This is a genomic window from Sphingomonas sp. Leaf407, assembly GCF_001425385.1.
Classification (GTDB): Bacteria; Pseudomonadota; Alphaproteobacteria; order Sphingomonadales; family Sphingomonadaceae; genus Sphingomonas.
Genome location: NZ_LMQO01000001.1, coordinates 24,964 through 43,802 on the forward strand (window position 1 = coordinate 24,964; position 18,839 = coordinate 43,802).

Consider the following 18,839-nt stretch of genomic DNA (forward strand, 5'->3'; position numbering starts at 1 on the left):
GCCGAACTCCCTACCGCCCGGAGATGTCGACGGTCGCGGTCATCGACAGGCCCACCCGCAACGGATGCGCCGCCAGTTCGCGCGGGTCCAGCGCGACGCGCACCGGCAGGCGCTGGACGACCTTGATCCAGTTGCCGGTCGCGTTCTGCGCCGGGATCAGCGCGAACGCCGATCCGGTCCCACCCGAAAAGCCGATGACCCGTCCGTGATATTCGACATCGTCGCCATACAGGTCGGACGTGAGCGTCACCGGCTGGCCCGGCTGGACCTTCGTCAACTGGCCTTCCTTGAAGTTGGCATCGACATAGACCTGCCCCACCGGCACGATCCGCATCACCGTGGTGCCGGCCGCGACCCGCTGTCCCACCTGGATCGTGCGGTTGGCGACCACCCCGTCGATCGGCGCGCGGATGATAGTGCGGTCGAGATCGAGCCGCGCCTGCCGCACCTTCGCCTCGGCGGCCAGCACGTCGGGCGCGGTCGCGGCGCTGGCGCCCTCGATCAGCGCCTGATTGGCGGCAAGCGTGCCCGCCGCCGCGCCGCGCTGCGACGTCGCCTGCGCGACGGCGGCGCGCGCCTGTTCGCGTGCGGCGCGGGCGGCGGCCAGTGCGTTGGTGGCGGCGGTCAGCTCGTCGCCCGACACCGCGCCCGCCGGCACCAGCCGGCGGCGGCGGTCGAAATCGACCTGTGCCTTGGCGAACGAGGCCTCGGTCGCTGCCAGTTGCGCCCGCGCGCTCGCCACATCGGCGGCGCGCGCGCGGACCTGTTCGGACAACGCGGTGCTGGTCGCGGCGGTCTGGCCGAACGCGCGCCGCGCCTTGGCCAGTTCGGCCTCGGCGGTGGCGAGCGCGATCCGCGCGTCGCTGTCGTCGAGCCGGACGAGCATCAGGCCGCGCTTCACCGCCTGCGTATCCGCCGCGCCGACCGCGATCGCCTGTCCGGCGACCATCGGCGTCACCTGCGCGGTGTCCGCGCCGACATAGGCATTGTCGGTTTCGACATAGTGGCTGCCGACCAGCACGTGCCACGCGCCATAGCTCGCGCCGCCCACCAGAACGATGGCGGCGATCCCGGTCAGCAGTTTCTTGCGTTTGCTCTTGGCCGGGGCATCGGTGGCGGAGGAGGCGGGTTCCAGATCAGCCATGGGGTAGGTCCTTGTCGGTCGGTCCGGCGGTCGCGGGCGCGGTGAACCCGCCACCCAGCGCCCGCACCAATGCGATGTCGAGCGTGAAGGCGCGCGCCTCCAGCCCAGCGACGATCGAGCGCGCCTGCAACACCCGCTCCTGCGCGGTCAGCACGTCGAGGAAGCGCGACAGCCCGCCTTCGTAGCGCAGCCGCGCGACCTGATAGGCGGCTTCGGAATCGGCCAGCGAACGGCGCGATTCGGTAAGGCGCGTGGTCAGCGCCCGCTGGCTGACGATCGCATCGGCGACCGCGCGATAGGCTTGCGCGACGGTGCGGTCGTAATCGGCGACCGCCGCGTCATAGCCGCCGCGCGCGACGCGGTAGCGGCCTGCCAACTCGCCGCCGCGAAAGATCGGCAGGCTGATCGCCGGGCCGAGCGTGCCGGCGGTCGACCCGCCCTTCAGCAGATTGTCGAGGCCGAGCGACACGACCCCGAACACCGCCGACAACCGGACCGAGGGGTAGAAGTCGGCGCGCGCGATCCTGATCCGGCTCGCCTCCGCCTCGACGCGGGTGCGCGCCGCGACCACGTCGGGACGGCGGCCGATCAGGTCGGTGGTGACGTCGGCGGGCAGGCCGCGCGGCGCGATGGTCGCGCGCGGCGCGGCGATGGCAAGGCCCCGGTCCGGCCCTTGCCCCAGCAGCGCGGCGATGCGGTTGCGGGTCAGCGCAATCTGTTCGTCGGTCGCCGCCAGATCGGCGCGCGCGGCGGGGACCGCCGACTGCGCCTGTTTCAGCTCGGCACGGGTATCCAGCCCGGCGGTGACGCGGTCGGCGGTCAGCCGTTCGGTCTGTTGCCGCACACCCAACGCGCTCGCCTGCACCGCGCGGCCGGCGTACAGCGCCGCGAGGTCGGCATAGGCATCCGCGACATTGGTCGACAACGTCAGCCGCGCCTGCGCCAGATCGAGCCGCGCCGCATCGGCATCCGACCGCGCCGCCGCATAGCCCGCGCGGTTGCGGCCCCACAGGTCGGGGTCGAAGCCCAACTGCCCCTCGACCCGGCCGGTATCGTTCCAGCCCTTCGGCACGAAGTCCGCCGGAATGCCGTTGTTGTAGCTCTGCTTGGTCAGTCCGGCGCTGCCGGCCACGTCGAGGGTCGGCAGCCGCGCCGCCCCGGCCTGCTGCGCATAGCCATCGGCCTGCGCGATCCGGGCGCGGGCGGCGGCAAGGTCGGGCGATCCGGCCAGCGCCTCGCCGATCAGCGTGTCGAGCTGTGGGTCGCGATAGGCGCGCCACCACGCCGCATCGGGCCACGCGGCATCGCCGGTCGCGGCAAGTGTGCGCGCGGCGGCATAAGTGCCTGGCGGGGCGACGGCCGGGGCCGGCCCCAGTCGCGGTACGCTGGCGCAGGCGGACAGGAACAGGACCGCCGCCAGCGCGATCGGGCGGGCGGCATCGCGTGGAATCGGGCGCATCATCGGAAAAACCGTACTAATGGGTACGGATTGCGGCATGATCCGGCGGCGATCGGTTGTCAACGAATATCCGTACTCTATAGTACAGTTTTATGACGACCGATAGTTCCGAGATTCCTCCGACCAGGCGCGAGGCGCGCAAACAGGATCGCCGCGCCACGATCGTCGCCGCCGCGCGCCGTTCGTTCCTCGACGATGGCTATGCCGCTACCTCGATGTCGGCGCTGCTCACGACGCTCGGCGGATCGAAGGCGACGTTGTGGAGCTATTTCCCCTCCAAGGAGGAATTGTTCGCCGCGGTGATCGAGGACGTGACCGCCGCGTTCCGTAGCCAGGTGATGGGCGAGTTGATGACGCCCGGTGATCTGGAGGCGACGCTCGTCAACTTCTGTCGCAGCTTCATGAACAAGACCGCACACCCCGATGCCGTCGCGGCATGGCGGCTGGTCGTGGCGGAAAGCGGGCGCTTTCCCGAAGTCGGGCGCATCTTCTACCGACAGGCCGCCCACCATATCGAACGCGCGCTGGCCGACTATATCGCCCGCCAGATCGAGGCGGGGCGACTGCGCGACGAAGGCGCGATCGACATGGCGCGGATGCTGATCGGCATGACCGCCGCGCAGCAGAACCGCCGCCTGTGGGGCGTCGAGCCTGCCGGCGTCGATGGCATGGATGCCGAAGCGAGACGGTTCGTCGATTACTTCCTCCGTCTCTTCGCGATCGGTCGAACCTAGCGTAGAAACAAATCGTTACAATGGCGGGTCAGGGGGTTGCACCCGTTGCTACCGGTGGACAAGCTGAACGATACGGACATATTGAACCCCGCGCGACGCAACCGGACGGCGATCCGGGTAACGGCGTCGCCAGAGGGGAACCCGTCATGTCACCGCTGCCGTCGTCGATCGCCGCGCTGCCGATCCGCCGCCGCCACCTGATCGGCGGCGTCCCGCTTCTCGCCCTCGGCACCGTCCTCCCCGCCGGCAGCCCGGCCGAAACACCGCTGCCCGGCTGGACCGCCACGCGCGGCGGGGAGGGCGGGCGGACGCTCACCGTCACGACGCTGGCCGCCGACGGGCCGGGCAGTCTGGCCGCCGCGCTGGCGGTGCCCGGCGCGCGGCGGATCGTTTTCGCGGTCGGCGGGATCATCGATCTGAAGCGAGCCACGCTGCGCATCCGCGAGCCGTTCGTCACCATCGCCGGGGAAACCGCGCCTTCGCCGGGCGTCACGCTGATCCGGGGTGGTATTTCGGTCGCGACGCATGACGTGATCGTCCGCCACATCCGCGTTCGCGCCGGTGCCGACGGTGCCGCCCCCCAAAGCGGCTGGGAAGTCGACGGCCTGTCCTGCACCGCCGCGCACGACGTCGTCATCGATCATTGTTCGTTCGCATGGGCGACCGACGAAAATCTGTCGGCATCGGGACCGCGTTTCGACGGCGGCACGACACCGGACGCATGGCGCGCGCATACCTCGCGCAACATCTCGCTTACCCGCAATATCGTCGCCGAGGGGCTGTCGCATGCGTCGCATGCCAAGGGCGAACACAGCAAGGGGTCGCTGATCCACGACAATACCACCGGCATCCTCGTCGCGCAGAACCTGTACGCGCATAATCACGAACGCCATCCGCTGGTGAAGGGCGGGGCGCGCGTGGCGTGCGTCAACAACCTGATCTACGATCCCGGCAACCGCTGTCTCCACTATGCGCTGAACGGCGTCGAATGGGGCAATCGCGCGTTCGTCACCGGCGAAATGAGTATCGTCGGCAATGTCGTGCGTGGCGGCCGCTCGACCCGGCGCGACCTGCCGTTCCTGATCGTCGAGGGCGATGGCGATCTCGCGCTGCACATGGCCGACAATCGCGCGGTCCATGCCGATGGCCGGGCGATGCAGCCGATCGGAATCGTGCCGACCGTCCGCCGGCCGCAGGTGATCGACCGGCCGCGCCCGGTCGTCTGGCCGGCCAGACTGCGCGCGATCCCCGCCGGGCAGGTCGAGGCGCTGGTCACGGCACAGGCCGGCGCGCGGCCGTGGGACCGCGACGCGGTCGACCGCCGGATCGTCGCCGAGGTGCGCGACGGCACGGGCCGCGTGATCGACGACGAGCGCGAGGTTGGCGGCTATGCCGTGCTGGCGGATGGCCCGGTGGCGGGAAAAATTCGGACCAGATGACATTGTAAGCGATTGTCGCCCTTGACAACTCCCCCGGTTATCGGTGCAATGACACCGGTTTCCGGCAATAGACCCCATGCGATGGGGCGTGGAACCGATTGGGAGAGACAATGACGCTCGCGTCCGCCATCCTCATGCTCGCCGCAGGTCCGGTGACCGCACCCGCTCCGGCCGTGGTGCCGGTGCCGGCATTTCCCGGCGCGGAAGGCGCCGGGCGCTTCTCCACCGGCGGGCGTGGCGGCAAGGTGCTGCGCGTTACCACGCTGGCCGATGCGGGACCGGGCAGCCTGAGAGCCGCCGTCGAGGCCGAACGGCCGCGAACCATCGTGTTCGACATCGCCGGCACCATCGCGCTCCGCACGCCGCTGGTCGTGCGGCACGGCCGGATCACCATCGCCGGACAGACCGCGCCGGGCGACGGCATCACCCTGCGCGACCAGACGTTGCAGATCGCGGCCGACGACGTGATCGTCCGCTACATCCGCTCGCGATTGGGGGCCGAATCGAAGTCGCAGGGTGACGCGATCTGGATCAGCGGCGGCACGCGCATCCTCCTCGACCATGTCTCGGCAAGCTGGTCGGTCGACGAAACCCTGTCCGCCTCCGCCAACTACCGCGATGCCGCCAACAGCATCGGCGACCTGACCGTCCAGTGGAGCGTGATCGCCAACTCGCTGCGCCGTGCCGGCCATGTGAAGGGCGAGCACGGCTATGGCAGCCTGGTGCGCGGCGGTCGCGGATCGCGGATGAGCTTCCACCATAATCTATGGGCCAACCATGCCGCGCGAATGCCGCGCCCTGGCAATTACGCCCCCGCCGAAGCCGACCCGCGCGGCGCGGACTTCGATTTCCGCAACAACGTCTTCTACAACTGGGGCGGGGGCCGTTCGGGCTACAATGCCGACACGCAAAGCGTCGCGCGCTACAATTTCGTCGCCAACGCCTATCTGCCCGGCCCCGACAGCAAGGGACGGATCGCCTTTGCCGAAAGCAATCGCCATGCGCAGGCATGGTTCGCCGACAATGCGATGGCGGGCGACGTGCCGGCCGATCCTTGGTCGCTGGTGTCGGGCGAAACCGGCGGGGCCTACCGCTTGTCCGCGCCGGTCGACATGCCGCCGGTCGCGACCGTCGCGGCGCTGGCCGTGGTCGAGCGGGTGCTGGCCGATGCTGGGGCCAGCCGCGCGCGCGATTCCGTCGACGTGGCGATCATCGACGGGGTGCGCCGTGGCACCGGCCGGCAGATCGATACCGAAGCCGATGCCGGCGGCTGGCCGACCCTGCGCGGCGGACCGGCGGCGAGGGACAGTGACGGCGACGGCATGGCCGATGGCTGGGAACGCGCCAACGGCCTCGACCCGCAGCGCCCCGACGGCAACGCCGATCGCAACGGCGACGGCCGCACCAATCTCGAAGACTATCTCGATTTTATGGTTCGCAGATGACACCGGTTTCCAAAGATAAAAAGGGGAGGATTGGAATCATGATCGCACGCAGGATGCTCCGCCTCGGCGCGTCGGGACTGGCGCTGGCCATCGCCGGCACCGCCGCCGCACAGGACGGCACTGCCATCGCCCCGGTGACTCAGGCACCGCTGCCCTCGGCGCAGGACCGGCCGGCACCGCCGCCCGGATCGCCCGAGGCGAGCAACGCGCCGGGCGCACAGGCGCAGGAGACGCAGGCGCTCGACGATGGCGGCGACGCCGGCGAGATCATCGTCACCGGTTACCGCGCATCGCTGCGCACCTCGATCGTCGAGAAGCGCGACGCGGCGGTCCAGATCGATTCGATCAATGCCGAGGATATTGCCGACTTCCCCGACAATAATCTGGCGGAATCGCTCCAGCGCCTGCCCGGCGTGTCGATCGACCGCGACAATGGCGAGGGGCGGTCGATCACCGTGCGCGGGCTTGGCGGCGACTTCAACCGCACCCGGCTGAACGGCCTCGAAGCGCTGGCGACGGCGGGCTCGAACGATTCGGGCACCAGCCCCAACCGCAGCCGCTCGTTCGACTACAATACCTTCGCTTCCGAGCTGTTCAGTTCGCTGAAAGTGCAGAAGACGCCCTCGGCCGAAACCGACGAAGGGTCCTTGGGCGCGACGATCGATCTTCAGACCGGCCGGCCGTTCGATTACAAGAAGGGTGCGTTCGCGCTGTCGGCGGAGGGCAGCTATCAGGACAATATCGGCAAATGGACGCCGCGCCTTGCCGGCCTTGCGTCCAAGACCTTTGCCGATGGCACGATGGGCCTGCTGGTATCGGCGGCGTGGAGCGAATCGCGCAACGCGATCGACCAATATCGTCGCGGCGCCGGACAGTCGGACTATGTCTATCGCGGATCGACGTGGGCGGGGAACGAGAATCCGCAGCGCGCCGGGTTCGCCGCGCCTACCGGCACCGGCTTCGGCACCGCCATCACCAACCCCGATGCGATCGCCGCGCTGACCGGATCGAACCCCAATGCCTATGCCGCGCTGTATCCCGGCGCGCCGTTCAACACGCCGGGCCGGTTCGACAATTCGACGGTCCGCTTCCCCGCGCTGCCCTCGATCGAGCAGCAGGACGTCGAATATCAGCGCCTTGGCCTGACCGCGTCGTACCAGTGGCAGATCGGCGACAAGACGCGGCTGAGCATCGATGGCCTCTATTCGCGCTTCAAGAACCGCAGTTCGATCTATCAGGTGTCGCCGGTCGGGCTGAACCGCAACAACACCAACGCCGCCTACAACACCGCCGGCAACACCCTGACGCCGCAGGCGGCACGCGCGCTCTATCCCGGCATCTGCACGCCCAATGCGGGGTCGAGCCTGGTCCCGGCACAGGATTGCGGCCAGCAACTCTATGGCACCACCCCGGCATTCGCGACCGCGCTCAATGCGCAGGGACAGCGTGTCGCATCGGTGCTCGCCCCCTCGGCGGTGGTGCCGGGAACGGTCGCGGCCAACAATCCGACGACGTCGAACATCTTCAGCACCAATCCGTTCAACCTCGACCCGTATGATTATTACAACAACCCCAATTCCGTCGGCTATATCGCGTCGAGCAATCGGCTGGCCTATCGCGGGTCGCTGATCGGGCGGCCGGCGGTGCGGCTGGAGGAAGTGAACGTCACCAACGGCAACGTCGATTACATGGTCGCGACCAACGTCGACTTCCGCTCGGCGGTCGACCAGTCGATCTATACCACCAAGTTCCGGCAGGGGTCGCTCCAGCTCGAACATGAATTCAGCGACAATTTCCGCGCGGTGTTCATCGGCGGCGCGTCCGAATCGACCAACAATTCCGAAGGGTTGCTGGTCGAGTTCAACCGGATGGATTCACCGCAACGCTATGTGTTCGACGCGCGTGACGGCGGCGACATGCCGCTCGTCAATTTCGGCTTCGATGCCGCCGATCCGAACAACTGGGATACGGTCAAGGGCTTCTCAGGCATCCGCCGCTATCTGCGCTTCACCAAGAACACCTACAAACAGGGCAAGATCGATTTCGACTGGAGGGTCAACGAAAGCTTCAACGTCGGCTTCGGCGGCAATTACCGCGAATATGCCTTTGCGACGCGCCAGTTCGAACGGAACAACGACCTGCTCAACCCGACGCTGCGCGAGGCGGGGGCCAGCGCGGCATCGGTGGGACAGGTCATCGATTTCGGGCAGGGGCTGGACGTGCCCGAAGGCACCGTCACCCGTTTCTACACGCCCAATATCGGCGCGTTCGACCAGTTGTTCGACTTCACCTGCAACTGCGTCAACAAATGGGGCGACTGGCGCCTTACCGACCGGCGCAACGGCGGGCGCGAGAATTTCGACGTGCTCGAAAAGGATACCGGCTTCTACGTCCAGGCCGACTGGACCAGCGAACTGTTCGGGCGGCCGTTCCGCGGCAACGCCGGCACGCGCGTCGCGATCACCGACGTGACGTCGAACGGCACGACGCCCGCCGGGCGCGGAATCGTCGGCACCAACCGCTATACCGATTTCCTGCCGTCGCTGAACGTGGTGTACGAACCGGTCGAGGACCTCCTCGTGCGGCTGGGCGCGTCGCGGGTGATGGCGCGGCCGCTGCTGGGCAATCTGTCGCCGTCGATCACGGGCCTCAGCATCCCCAACACCGGCGACGCGGTGGGCGCCACGCTGACGATCGGCAACCCGCGCCTGAACCCGTTCCGCTCGACCAACCTCGATGCCAGCCTCGAATGGTATTTCGCGCCGGGCGGCCTCGTCAGCGTCGCCGGGTTCAGCAAGCAAATCTCCAGCTTCCCGCAGACGATCTCGTTCGCCGGTCCCTTGTCGCAATTCACCGACGCCGCCACGATCGAGGCGATCCGCGCGCAGATCACCGATCCGATCCAGCTCGCCTATCTGAACGCCAACAACCCGTTCGTCGCCCGCCAGTTCGCCGATGCGCCGGGCGGCTATCTGCGCGGGGTCGAGATCAGCTATCAGCAGGAACTCGACTTCCTGCCGTGGTATTTCAAGAACCTCGGCCTCCAGCTCAACTACACGTACATCAAGTCCGAGCTGAACTATATCCTCGATCCGGGCCGGGCGGCCTCGGGCAACCTCGCCGCGATCCCGGCGAGCACCGGCACCGCCCCGTTCCTCGGCGTGTCGCCGCAGTCGGTCAACGGCACGCTCGCCTATGAAACGGCGAAGTTCCGCGCGCGCGTCTCGGTCGCCTATCGCAAGGGCTATTCGCAGACCTATCCGATCGCGGGCGGATCGTGCGCGCCGGGGTTGCAGAACAGTCCGGCCAACCCGTCGGTCGCGGGCACGCCGTGCGATTCACCGCTGGTCAACGATTTCATCTTCAGCCGCGACACGACCAACGTCGATGCGTCGATGAGCTACAAATTCACCGACTGGCTGTCGGTCAGCGCCGAAGGGCTGAACCTGACCAACCAGCCAAGCCAGCGCTACGCCTATCAGGGTCAGGACGCGGTGACGCAGTACAGCGCATCGGGTCCGATTTACCGCGTCGGCGCCCGGCTGCGGTTCTGATGTCTCTCCCCAGGGACTGCCTTCCCTCCGTCGGCGCCCCGCCGGCGGAGGGGCCTTTCTCCCGGTTCGGCCGGCTGGAATGGCGCGGAGCGATCCCGAACGGGGACAAGTGTATGACGTTCCGCCATAAACAATCCGTTGCCGAACATCCGTTCCAGTCAGGAGTATGGTCATGATCTCACGCCGCGATGCGTTTCGCACCCTCGGCGCGGCCGGGGCGGTCGCCAGCCTGCCGGCCGCGATCGGCGGCACGGCGTCGGCGCAGGGCCGCGCCCCGGACTATAAACGCGGCTACGATAACCAGCGGATCGCCGATCTGGGCGACGGGCGGTTCCTCAACCCGTTGATGGCGGGCGACCATCCCGACCCGACCATCCTGAAGGACGGTCGCGATTATTACATGACCTTCTCGACCTTCGATTCCTATCCGGGACTGGTCATCTGGCATTCGCGCGATCTCATCAACTGGACTCCGCGCACCGCCGCGTTGACCACGAACATCGGATCGGTCTGGGCGCCCGAACTGACCAAGCACAAGGGCCGCTATTACCTCTATATCCCGACCAAGAATCCGACGACCAACTGGGTGATCTGGGCCGACCGGATCGACGGGCCATGGTCCGAACCCGTCGACCTGAAACTGACCGATCATATCGATCCCGGCCATGCGGTCGGCGAGGACGGGTCGCGCTGGCTGTTCCTGTCGGGTGGCGACCGTATCCGCCTGTCCGACGACGGCCTCGCGACGGTCGGCAAGGTCGAGCATGTCTATGACCCATGGCGCTATCCGGATACTTGGGATGTCGAGGGGTTCAGCCCCGAGGGGCCAAAGGTGATGCGCCACGGTAAGTACTTTTATCTCGTCACGGCGGTCGGCGGCACGGCGGGGCCGCCGACCGGCCATATGGTGATCGCCGCGCGATCGAAGTCGATCCACGGGCCGTGGGAACATCATCCCGGCAACCCGATCGTCCGCACGACCTCGCTCGATGAGAAATGGTGGTCGCGCGGCCACGCCACGCTGATCGAGGGGCCGGACGGGAGCTGGTGGTCGGTCTATCACGGCTATGAGAACGGCTATTGGACGCTCGGGCGGCAGACGCTGCTCGATCCGGTCGAATGGACGCCCGACGGCTGGTTCCGCATGACGGGCGGCGACCTGTCGCAACCGATCGCCAAGCCCCGGGGCGGCAGCGCGGTCCGTCACGGCCAGCCGCTGTCCGACGATTTTGCGAAACTGGCGCTCGGCACCAAATGGAATTTCTTCAAGCCGACGCCCGAGGACCGCGCGCGGGCGCGGGTCGAGGGCGGCGCGCTGCTACTCGACGCGAAGGGCAAGGCGCCGTCGGACGGCGCGCCGCTGCTGCTGATCGCCGGCGACACCGGCTATCGCTTCGAATGCGACATCGAGATCGCGCCCGGCGGCACCGCCGGGCTGATCCTGTTCTACGACGAGAAGCTCTATTGCGGGCTGGGCTTCGACGAGAAGCGCTTCGTGACGCACCAGTACGGCATCGAACGCGGTCGGCCGGCCAATCCGCATGGGGGCCGGATGCGGATGCGCGTGACCAACGACCGCCACATCGTCTCGTTCCATACCAGCGGCGACGGCGGGCGGACATGGAGCCGGTTCGATCGCGGCATGGAGGTATCGGGTTATCATCACAATGTCCGTGGCGGGTTCCTGATGCTGCGCCCCGGCCTGTATTCGGCAGGCAGCGGCACCGCGCGCTTCCGCGACTTCCGCTTCACCGCGCTCTGAACGGGCTGGCCGATGCTTGCCCTGCTGCTCGCCGCCGCGCTGACCACCGGTCAGGTCGCACCCGCCGCCGCGCCGCCGGTGGTGCCGATCCGCGCGTCGAAGGTGATCCTCGTCGGCGATTCGACCACGGCGGTCAGCGGCGGCTGGGGCGGCAGCTTCTGTGCCGAACATGTCGCCTCGTTCCTCGCCTGCTTGAACCTCGCGCGCGGCGGCCGGTCGTCGGGCAGCTACCGTGCCGAAGGATCATGGGCGCTGGCGCTGTCCGAGATGCGGACGCCGGGGTTCGTCAGGACATGGGTGGTGATCCAGTTCGGCCATAACGACCAGCCGGGCAAACCCGGCCGCTCGACCGACCTCGCCACCGAATTTCCCGCCAATCTGCGCGCCTATGTCACCGAAACGCGCGCGGCAGGCGCGGTCCCGGTGCTGGTAACGCCGCTCAGCCGCCGCATCTACAAGGACGGCAGGATCGACAACGACCTCGCCCCCTGGGCCGACGCCGTCCGCCGTATAGCGCGGGAAATGAACGTGCCGCTGATCGATCTGAACGCGCTGACGCTGGCCGAGCTGAACGCGAACGGCGAACGATGGGCCGAACGCTTCGCGCAACTGCCACCCACCGCCGCGCCGCCCGTGGCCGCCACCACCGAGACGAACGACACCCCCTTCGCCCAGCGCAAGCTGTCGTTCGACCGCACCCATCTGGGTCGCGCCGGTGCCGACCATGTCGCGGCGCTGATGGCCGGCGCGCTGGCACGGACGGTGCCCGAGATGCGGCCGATGCTCTACCCGACGCAGCCCGCCCTGCTGCCGCTGCGCTGAGGGAGCGGACGATGCGTCTTGCCCCGCTTGCCGTCATGCTGGCGACGATCGCCGTCGCCGCGCCCGCGCAGCCCGCCGCTCGCCGGGTCGTCCATGTCTCCCCCGACCGGGCAGGAGCCTATCGCAGCGTGCAGCGCGCGATCGACGCGCTGGCGACGACTGGCGGCACGATCCTGATCGCGCCGGGCCGCTACCGCGAGAAGCTGGTGATCCGGGGCAACGACGTGCGGCTGCGCGGCACCGGCCGCACCCCCGCCGACGTCGTGCTGGTGTACAGCGATGCGTCGGCGACGGTCGGCGGCACGCTCAAATCGGCGTCGATGACCGTCAGCGGCGACGGGTTCCACGCGACCAACCTGACGATCCAGAATGACTATTGGCTGAACCCTGCGCATCCGCCGTCGCAGGCGGTGGCGCTGGCGCTTACCGGCGACCGGGCGGTGGTGCGCCGCGTCCGGCTGCTCGGCCATCAGGACACGCTCTACGCCAATCGCGGCCCCAACCGCCGGCCGACCCGGCAGTATTTCCGCGACTGTTATATCGAGGGGCATGTCGATTTCATCTTCGGCGACGCCAACGCCTATTTCAATCGCTGCCAGCTCCACGGCCTCGCGCATGAAACCGTGTGGTACACCGCGCAAAGCCGCAACGCGCCCGATGACGAGGGTAGCGCCTATGTGTTCGACCGGTCGCGCTTCACCGCCGCACCGGGCGCGCGCAACATTGCGCTCGGCCGCGCATGGCGGCCCCATGCGCGGGTGATCCTGCTCGACGCGCGGCTCGACGCGCCGGTGATCCCGGCGGGCTGGACCGAATGGACGCCGGGCAAGACGACCACGCTCGATACCGCGTATTTCGCCGAATATCGCTCGCGCGGGCAGGGCGCATCCCCCGCCACGCGCGAACCGCGCACCCACCAGTTGACCGCCGCGCAGGCCCGCCGGTGGCGGCTGCCGGCGTTCTTCGGCACCGACACCGGCTGGCTGCGCGACTAACGACAGATCGATCTTTGGCCTGACGCCGGCCCATCGCACCTCCCCTCCCTGACAAGGGAGGGGCCGGGGGTGGGTTGGCCCGCGAGGAAAAATAGGCGCGCCACAACCGGCCGACCCATCCCTAACCTCTCCCTTGTCAGGGAGGGGAGCAGGTCGGGTCGGCACTTCGTCGAAAGTCGATCCGGCCTTAGCGACAGATCGATGGTTCGCCCGGATCGAGGTCGAGGCAGCGGCCGTCGATCTCGTTCGCCGGCACCCGCAGCCCGATCGTCGCGGCCAGCGTGGGGAGGATGTCGACCGTCTCGACGCCGAACGGCTCCTCGAACCCGCCGGCACCCTTGCGCCAGAACAGGATCGGCACGCGGCGGTCATAGTCCCAGAAGCTGCCGTGCGTCGCCACCGACGTGCCCGCCACCGGATGCGGCACGGTCAGCACGCGCGGCTTCATCGCGACCAGCAGGTCGCCCGACCGCTCAGGATTGTACGACGCGCGCGCCCGCTCGAGCAGCGACCAGGTTTCGGGCGGGGTATGCTGCGGCATCGGCGTGGCGAGGATCTGCGCGCGGGTGAACACCGCCTGCGTCTGCGGGTGCGCCGCGAACCGCGCGATCGCCTCGCGCTCGACCGCCGCCTTCTGCGCCGCGCCCAGCTTCACGTCGTACCACACATCGCCATTGACCCCGCCGAGCAGGACCGGGCCGGCGATGCCGAGCTTCGCACCGATCGCCTTGCCGATGCCGTCGACCGTCAGCTCGCCGTCGAGCCGCACCGCGTCGGGCACGGCATGCGCCGCCAGCCGCTCGCTTGCGTCGCTGCCGCCATGGTCGGCGGTCAGCACCACCTGATAATCGACGCCGGTCGCATCGAGGATCTGGAAGAACGCACCCAGCGACTGGTCGAGCGAGGTCAGTTGCAGGCACATCTCGCTGCCCTCGGTGCCATAGCCATGGCCGACATAGTCGGTCGCCGACGCGCCGATCGAGATGATGTCGGTCTGCGGCCCCTGACCCAGTTTCATGTCCTGGATGAGGCCAGCGGCGAGCGCCAGCACCGCCGCGTCATATTCGGGCGAACGCCGGAAATTGGCGATGTCACCGCCTGCGCGCGCGAAGCGGCCGGTGCCGACGGTCTTGTCGCCAACCCGCACCGCGCGGGCGAGCGGGCGGCAATAATCGGGCAGGTCGAGCGGGACCTGCGCCGTCGCGATCCGCTTCGCCACGGCGGCGTTGGCGCGCGCGACCACCGGCGGCATCGCGCGCCCGGCATAGCTGACGAAGCCGGTCTTGCCGAACCACCAGAGTTCGTCGACCTTGTGGCCGCCCATCATCACCGCCGCGCGGTCCTTGCCCGCGACCGAGACGACGCGGGTGCGCGGGTCCGCCGCCTTCATCCGCTCGCCCAGCGTCGGCACCTTCAGATGCACGTCGGACACGGTGTAATTATCGAAGGTCGATCCCGGAATACGCTCGTCCTCGGCGCAATAGACCTTGCCGTCGGCGCGGCCGCTCTTCTGGTCGATCCAGTCGTTGGCGATGATCCCGGTGCGCGCCGGCCGCGATCCGGTGAGGATCGTCGAATGGCCCGGGCACGTCTCGGTCGCGGCATGGCTCTGATAGCCTGCCGGGAACACCGCGCCCTGCATCAACCGGGTGAAGCCGCCGGTGAAGCGCCCGCGATATTCGGCGAACAGGTCGGCGGAGAACTGATCGACCGAGATCGCGACGATCAGTTTGGGCGGCGTCGCCGGATAGCCCGGCGGCACCGCCACCGGATCGACTAGCGGCGCGGCGGGGGCCGCCGTCTGGGCAAGCGCGGGGGCGGCGGTCGCCAGCAGCACGGCGGCGAGGGGAACGAGACGCATCGACAACTCCGGGGACGGTGCATCCGTCCGTGACTTCCGCTACTCCGCGTCCATGACACCGGCAAGAACGCTCTGGCAGCGAATCATCCTGTTGCTCTTGCTGTTGGGTCCGGCGCTGCCGGCGGCGGCACAGACCGCGCCGGTGCGCCATGTCGCGATGCGGCTGGTCGCCGAAAGCGATCGGCCGGCGGCGGGACAGAGTGTCGCGCTGGCGCTGGTGTCCGAACCCGATGCCGGCTGGCACGGCTATTGGCAGAACCCCGGCGCGGTCGGCAGCCAGTCGCGGCTCGACTGGACCTTGCCCACCGGAGCAAGCGTCGGGGCGCTGCGCTATCCGGTGCCCGAACGGCTGCTGGTCGCCGGGCTGATGAACTATGTCTACGAACGGCCGTGGACGATCCTGACCGAGTTGCGCGTACCCGCCGGGCTGTCGGCGGGAACGCCGCTGCCGGTGCGACTGTCGATCGACTATCTGGTCTGCACCCGCGAAATCTGCGTGCCCGAAAAGGCCGAACTGGCGACCGACCTGATCGTCGGCGACGGCGCGGTCAGCGTGGAGCGGCGGCAGGCGTTCGACGGCTGGCGCCGCGCGCTGCCCCGGCCGATCGGATCGCCGGCGGTGTTTCAGGGTGGTGACGCTTTCCGCTTGCGCATCCCGTTTCCGGCGGACGTTGCCCCGGACGATGCGTATTTCTTCGCACAGACCGAAGGCGCGATCGATTATGCCGCGCCGCAATCGGTGGTGCGCGACGGCGATGCGATCATCCTCTCCACAAAGGGGGCAGGGACGCCGCCGGTGGTCGAAGGCGTGCTCGCGACCGGCGAGGGGCAGGGCTATGCAATCCGCGCCACGCCGGGCGTGGTCGCCGTTCCGCGTGAAGGCGGCTGGTGGCGGACCGCGTTGCTGGCGTTCGGCGGGGCGCTGCTCGGCGGATTGCTGCTCAACGTCATGCCGTGCGTGTTCCCGATCCTGAGCCTCAAGGCGCTGAGCCTCGCCCGCGCCGGCGAAAGCGATGCGAAGGCGCGGGCGGAGGGAGTCGCCTATACCGCCGGAGCAGTCGCGACCTGCATGGCGCTGGGCGGCATGTTGCTGGCGATCCGCGCGGGCGGGGCGGCAGCGGGATGGGCGTTTCAGTTGACCGATCCGCGTATCGTGCTGCTGCTGCTGCTGCTGACCGGCGGGATCGCGCTGAACCTCGCCGGGCTGTTCGAACTGCCGACGCCGCAGGTCGGCATGCGCAGCGGGCGCGGCGGGGCGTTCGCCACCGGCGCGCTGGCGGCCTTCGTCGCGACGCCGTGTACCGGGCCGTTCATGGGCGCGGCGCTGGGATCGGCACTAATCCTGCCGCCGGTCGCGGCGATGGCGGTGTTCGCCGGGCTGGGGCTGGGGCTGGCGCTGCCGTTCCTGCTGCTCGGGTTCGTGCCCGCGTTGCGGCGGCGCTTGCCCAAGCCCGGGGCGTGGATGGACCGGTTGCGCAAGGGGCTGTCGGTGCCGATGTTCGCGACCGCGCTGGCGCTCACATGGCTGCTCGGGCGGCAGGCCGGGGTCGACGGCATGACGCTGGGCCTCGCCGCGCTGCTGATCTTCGCGCTGGGGCTGTGGTGGACCGGGCGGCGTCAGCTTCGTAGTCTGACGCGCGCATGGTGGCCGACCGCCGCCGCGCTGGTGCTGGCGCTTCCCCTCGCGCTGCTCGTCAGCCGTGCCGCGCCCGGTGCTTCGGCCACGATCGCCGGGGCAGAGCCATTCAGCGAGGCGCGCCTCGCCGCGTTGCGCGCGCAAGGCCGGCCGGTATTCGCCTATTTTACCGCCGACTGGTGCCTGACCTGCAAGGTGAACGAAAAAGCCGCGATCGAGACGCGCGCCGTCGCCGATGCCTTCGGCAAGGCCAAGGTCGCGGTGCTGGTCGGTGACTGGACCGACGGCGATCCCGCACTCGGCCGCTTCATCGAAGCGCACAACCGTGCCGGCGTGCCGCTGTATCTATGGTATCCGGCAGGCGCGACGCAGCCGAGCGTGCTGCCGCAGGTCTTGACTCCGGCGACATTGACCGGCCTCGTCACGCAATAGGCCTTGCCGTTGCTCCTGCCGCAATGCAGCATGCAACCAAAGCCGCAGTCGGCGTTTTGGAGGATGGATGGGGCAGGCGTTCGACGAAATCTGGGGACATGGCGGGCCGGACTCGCCACGCGAGGAACTGGCCGGGCTGGCGCGGTGGATGCAGGGCGTCCCGCCGCGCGAGTTGCGCCGGCGATTGCAGGCGGCCGAAGCGACCTTCCGCCAACTCGGCATCACCTTCGCCGTCTATGGCGACAGCGAGGCGGCGGAGCGGATCATCCCGTTCGATATCGTGCCGCGTGTGTTCATGCCCGACGAATGGGCGCGGCTGTCCAAGGGGCTGGTTCAGCGGACGCAGGCGATCAACGCCTTCCTCGACGACATCTATGGCGAGCGCCGCATCCTGAAAGCGGGCGTCCTGCCGCCCGACCTGATCTTCGGCAACAGCCAGTTCCGCCCCGAAATCGCCGGCATCCGCCCACCACATGGGGTCTGGGCGCATATCTGCGGCATCGATCTGGTGCGCACCGGCCCTGACGAATTCTTCGTGCTGGAGGACAACGCCCGCACGCCCTCGGGCGTGTCGTACATGCTGGAAAATCGCGAGGCGATGATCCGGCTGTGCCCCGAACTGTTCCGCAATTTCCGGGTGGCGGCGGTCGACAGCTATCCCGACAGGCTGCTCGAAACCATGCGCTCGGTCGCGCCCGAACGTGCGGGCGCGCATCCGGTGTGCGTCGTGCTGACGCCGGGCCATTTCAATTCGGCCTATTACGAACACAGTTTCATCGCCGATTCGATGGGCGTCGAACTGGTCGAACCGGCCGACCTGCTGATCGACGACGACTGCGTCTATATGCAGACGGTGTCGGGGCGGGTGCGGGTCGACGTGATCTATCGCCGGATCGACGACGATTATATCGATCCGGTGGTGTTCCGCCCCGATTCGCTGCTGGGCGTCCCCGGGCTGATCGCCGCCTACCGCGCCGGAAACGTCGCGCTGGTCAACGCGCCGGGCAACGGCATCGCCGACGACAAGGCGATCTACAGCTACATGCCCGAAATCGTCCGCTTCTATTCGGACAGCGAGCCGCTGCTCCCCAATGTCGAGACATGGCGTTGCCGTGAACCCGAAGCGTTCAAATACGTCCTCGACCATCTGGACGAACTGGTGGTGAAGCTGGTCGACGGATCGGGCGGCTATGGCATGCTCGTTGGCCCGACCGCGAGCAAACAAGAGATCGAGGACTTCCGCCGCGCGCTCATCGCCGAACCGCAGCGCTATATCGCCCAGCCGACGCTGGCGCTCTCGACCGTGCCGACGCTGACCGATGCGGGGCTCAGCCCACGCCACGTCGATTTCCGCCCGTTCGTGCTGACCGGCGCGAAGGACGTGCAGGTCGTGCCCGGCGGCCTGACCCGCGTCGCGCTCAAGGAAGGATCGCTGGTGGTCAACTCCAGCCAGGGCGGCGGCACCAAGGACAGTTTCGTCCTGCTCGACGACGGCCCACCTGCACAGGTCCAGTCGATGGGCGGCATGACCCAACGCCAGGGAGGCCGCTGATGGC

At 68.5% G+C, this 18,839-nt stretch carries 12 protein-coding genes; 9 read left to right on the forward strand and 3 right to left on the reverse strand.

From position 1 onward, the window contains the following. Positions 1–10: 10 nt before the first annotated feature. A complete protein-coding gene (locus ASG37_RS00140) occupies positions 11–1,144 on the reverse strand; it encodes an HlyD family efflux transporter periplasmic adaptor subunit (protein ID WP_055755270.1) in 1,134 nt (377 codons plus the stop codon). Further along, entirely contained in the window at positions 1,137–2,606 is a 1,470-nt protein-coding gene (locus ASG37_RS00145; protein WP_200909677.1) for an efflux transporter outer membrane subunit, read from the reverse strand. Before ASG37_RS00145 ends, ASG37_RS00140 begins: the two co-directional genes overlap by 8 nt. Before the next feature lie 89 nt (positions 2,607–2,695). Here ASG37_RS00145 and ASG37_RS00150 point away from each other — a divergent pair, with 89 nt between their 5' ends. From ASG37_RS00150 to ASG37_RS00180, 7 genes are all read left to right on the forward strand, one after another. After that, positions 2,696–3,337, forward strand: a complete 642-nt coding sequence (locus tag ASG37_RS00150; RefSeq protein WP_055755271.1) for a TetR/AcrR family transcriptional regulator — start codon at positions 2,696–2,698, stop codon at positions 3,335–3,337. Between the two features lie 146 nt (positions 3,338–3,483). Beyond that, positions 3,484–4,776, forward strand: a complete 1,293-nt coding sequence (locus tag ASG37_RS00155; RefSeq protein WP_055755272.1) for a polysaccharide lyase family 1 protein — start codon at positions 3,484–3,486, stop codon at positions 4,774–4,776. A 110-nt stretch (positions 4,777–4,886) separates the two neighbouring features. Then, positions 4,887–6,221 (forward strand): hypothetical protein, encoded by a 1,335-nt coding sequence (locus ASG37_RS00160; protein ID WP_055755273.1) that lies wholly within the window; start codon positions 4,887–4,889, stop codon positions 6,219–6,221. Between the two features lie 38 nt (positions 6,222–6,259). Further along, complete coding sequence (locus ASG37_RS00165) at positions 6,260–9,775, forward strand: TonB-dependent receptor (protein ID WP_156348981.1); 3,516 nt, start codon at positions 6,260–6,262, stop codon at positions 9,773–9,775. A gap of 166 nt (positions 9,776–9,941) precedes the next feature. Further along, on the forward strand, positions 9,942–11,537 hold the full coding sequence (locus tag ASG37_RS00170; RefSeq protein ID WP_055755274.1) for a family 43 glycosylhydrolase: 1,596 nt from the start codon (positions 9,942–9,944) through the stop codon (positions 11,535–11,537). Positions 11,538–11,549: 12 nt separating this feature from the next. Beyond that, on the forward strand, positions 11,550–12,359 hold the full coding sequence (locus tag ASG37_RS00175; protein WP_055755275.1) for a rhamnogalacturonan acetylesterase: 810 nt from the start codon (positions 11,550–11,552) through the stop codon (positions 12,357–12,359). Between the two features lie 11 nt (positions 12,360–12,370). Continuing rightward, positions 12,371–13,354: a pectinesterase family protein gene (locus tag ASG37_RS00180; protein ID WP_082447886.1), complete on the forward strand. Its 984-nt coding sequence runs from the start codon at positions 12,371–12,373 to the stop codon at positions 13,352–13,354. Between the two features lie 187 nt (positions 13,355–13,541). Here ASG37_RS00180 and ASG37_RS00185 read toward each other — a convergent pair whose 3' ends face one another. Beyond that, complete coding sequence (locus tag ASG37_RS00185; RefSeq protein ID WP_055755276.1) at positions 13,542–15,215, reverse strand: alkaline phosphatase family protein; 1,674 nt, start codon at positions 15,213–15,215, stop codon at positions 13,542–13,544. A 52-nt stretch (positions 15,216–15,267) separates the two neighbouring features. Here ASG37_RS00185 and ASG37_RS00190 point away from each other — a divergent pair, with 52 nt between their 5' ends. Together ASG37_RS00190 and ASG37_RS00195 are read left to right on the forward strand one after the other, a co-directional pair. Next, a complete protein-coding gene (locus ASG37_RS00190) occupies positions 15,268–17,283 on the forward strand; it encodes a protein-disulfide reductase DsbD family protein (protein ID WP_055755277.1) in 2,016 nt (671 codons plus the stop codon). 67 nt (positions 17,284–17,350) lie between these two features. Beyond that, complete coding sequence (locus ASG37_RS00195; protein ID WP_055755278.1) at positions 17,351–18,835, forward strand: circularly permuted type 2 ATP-grasp protein; 1,485 nt, start codon at positions 17,351–17,353, stop codon at positions 18,833–18,835. The last annotated feature ends 4 nt before the right edge of the window (positions 18,836–18,839 follow it).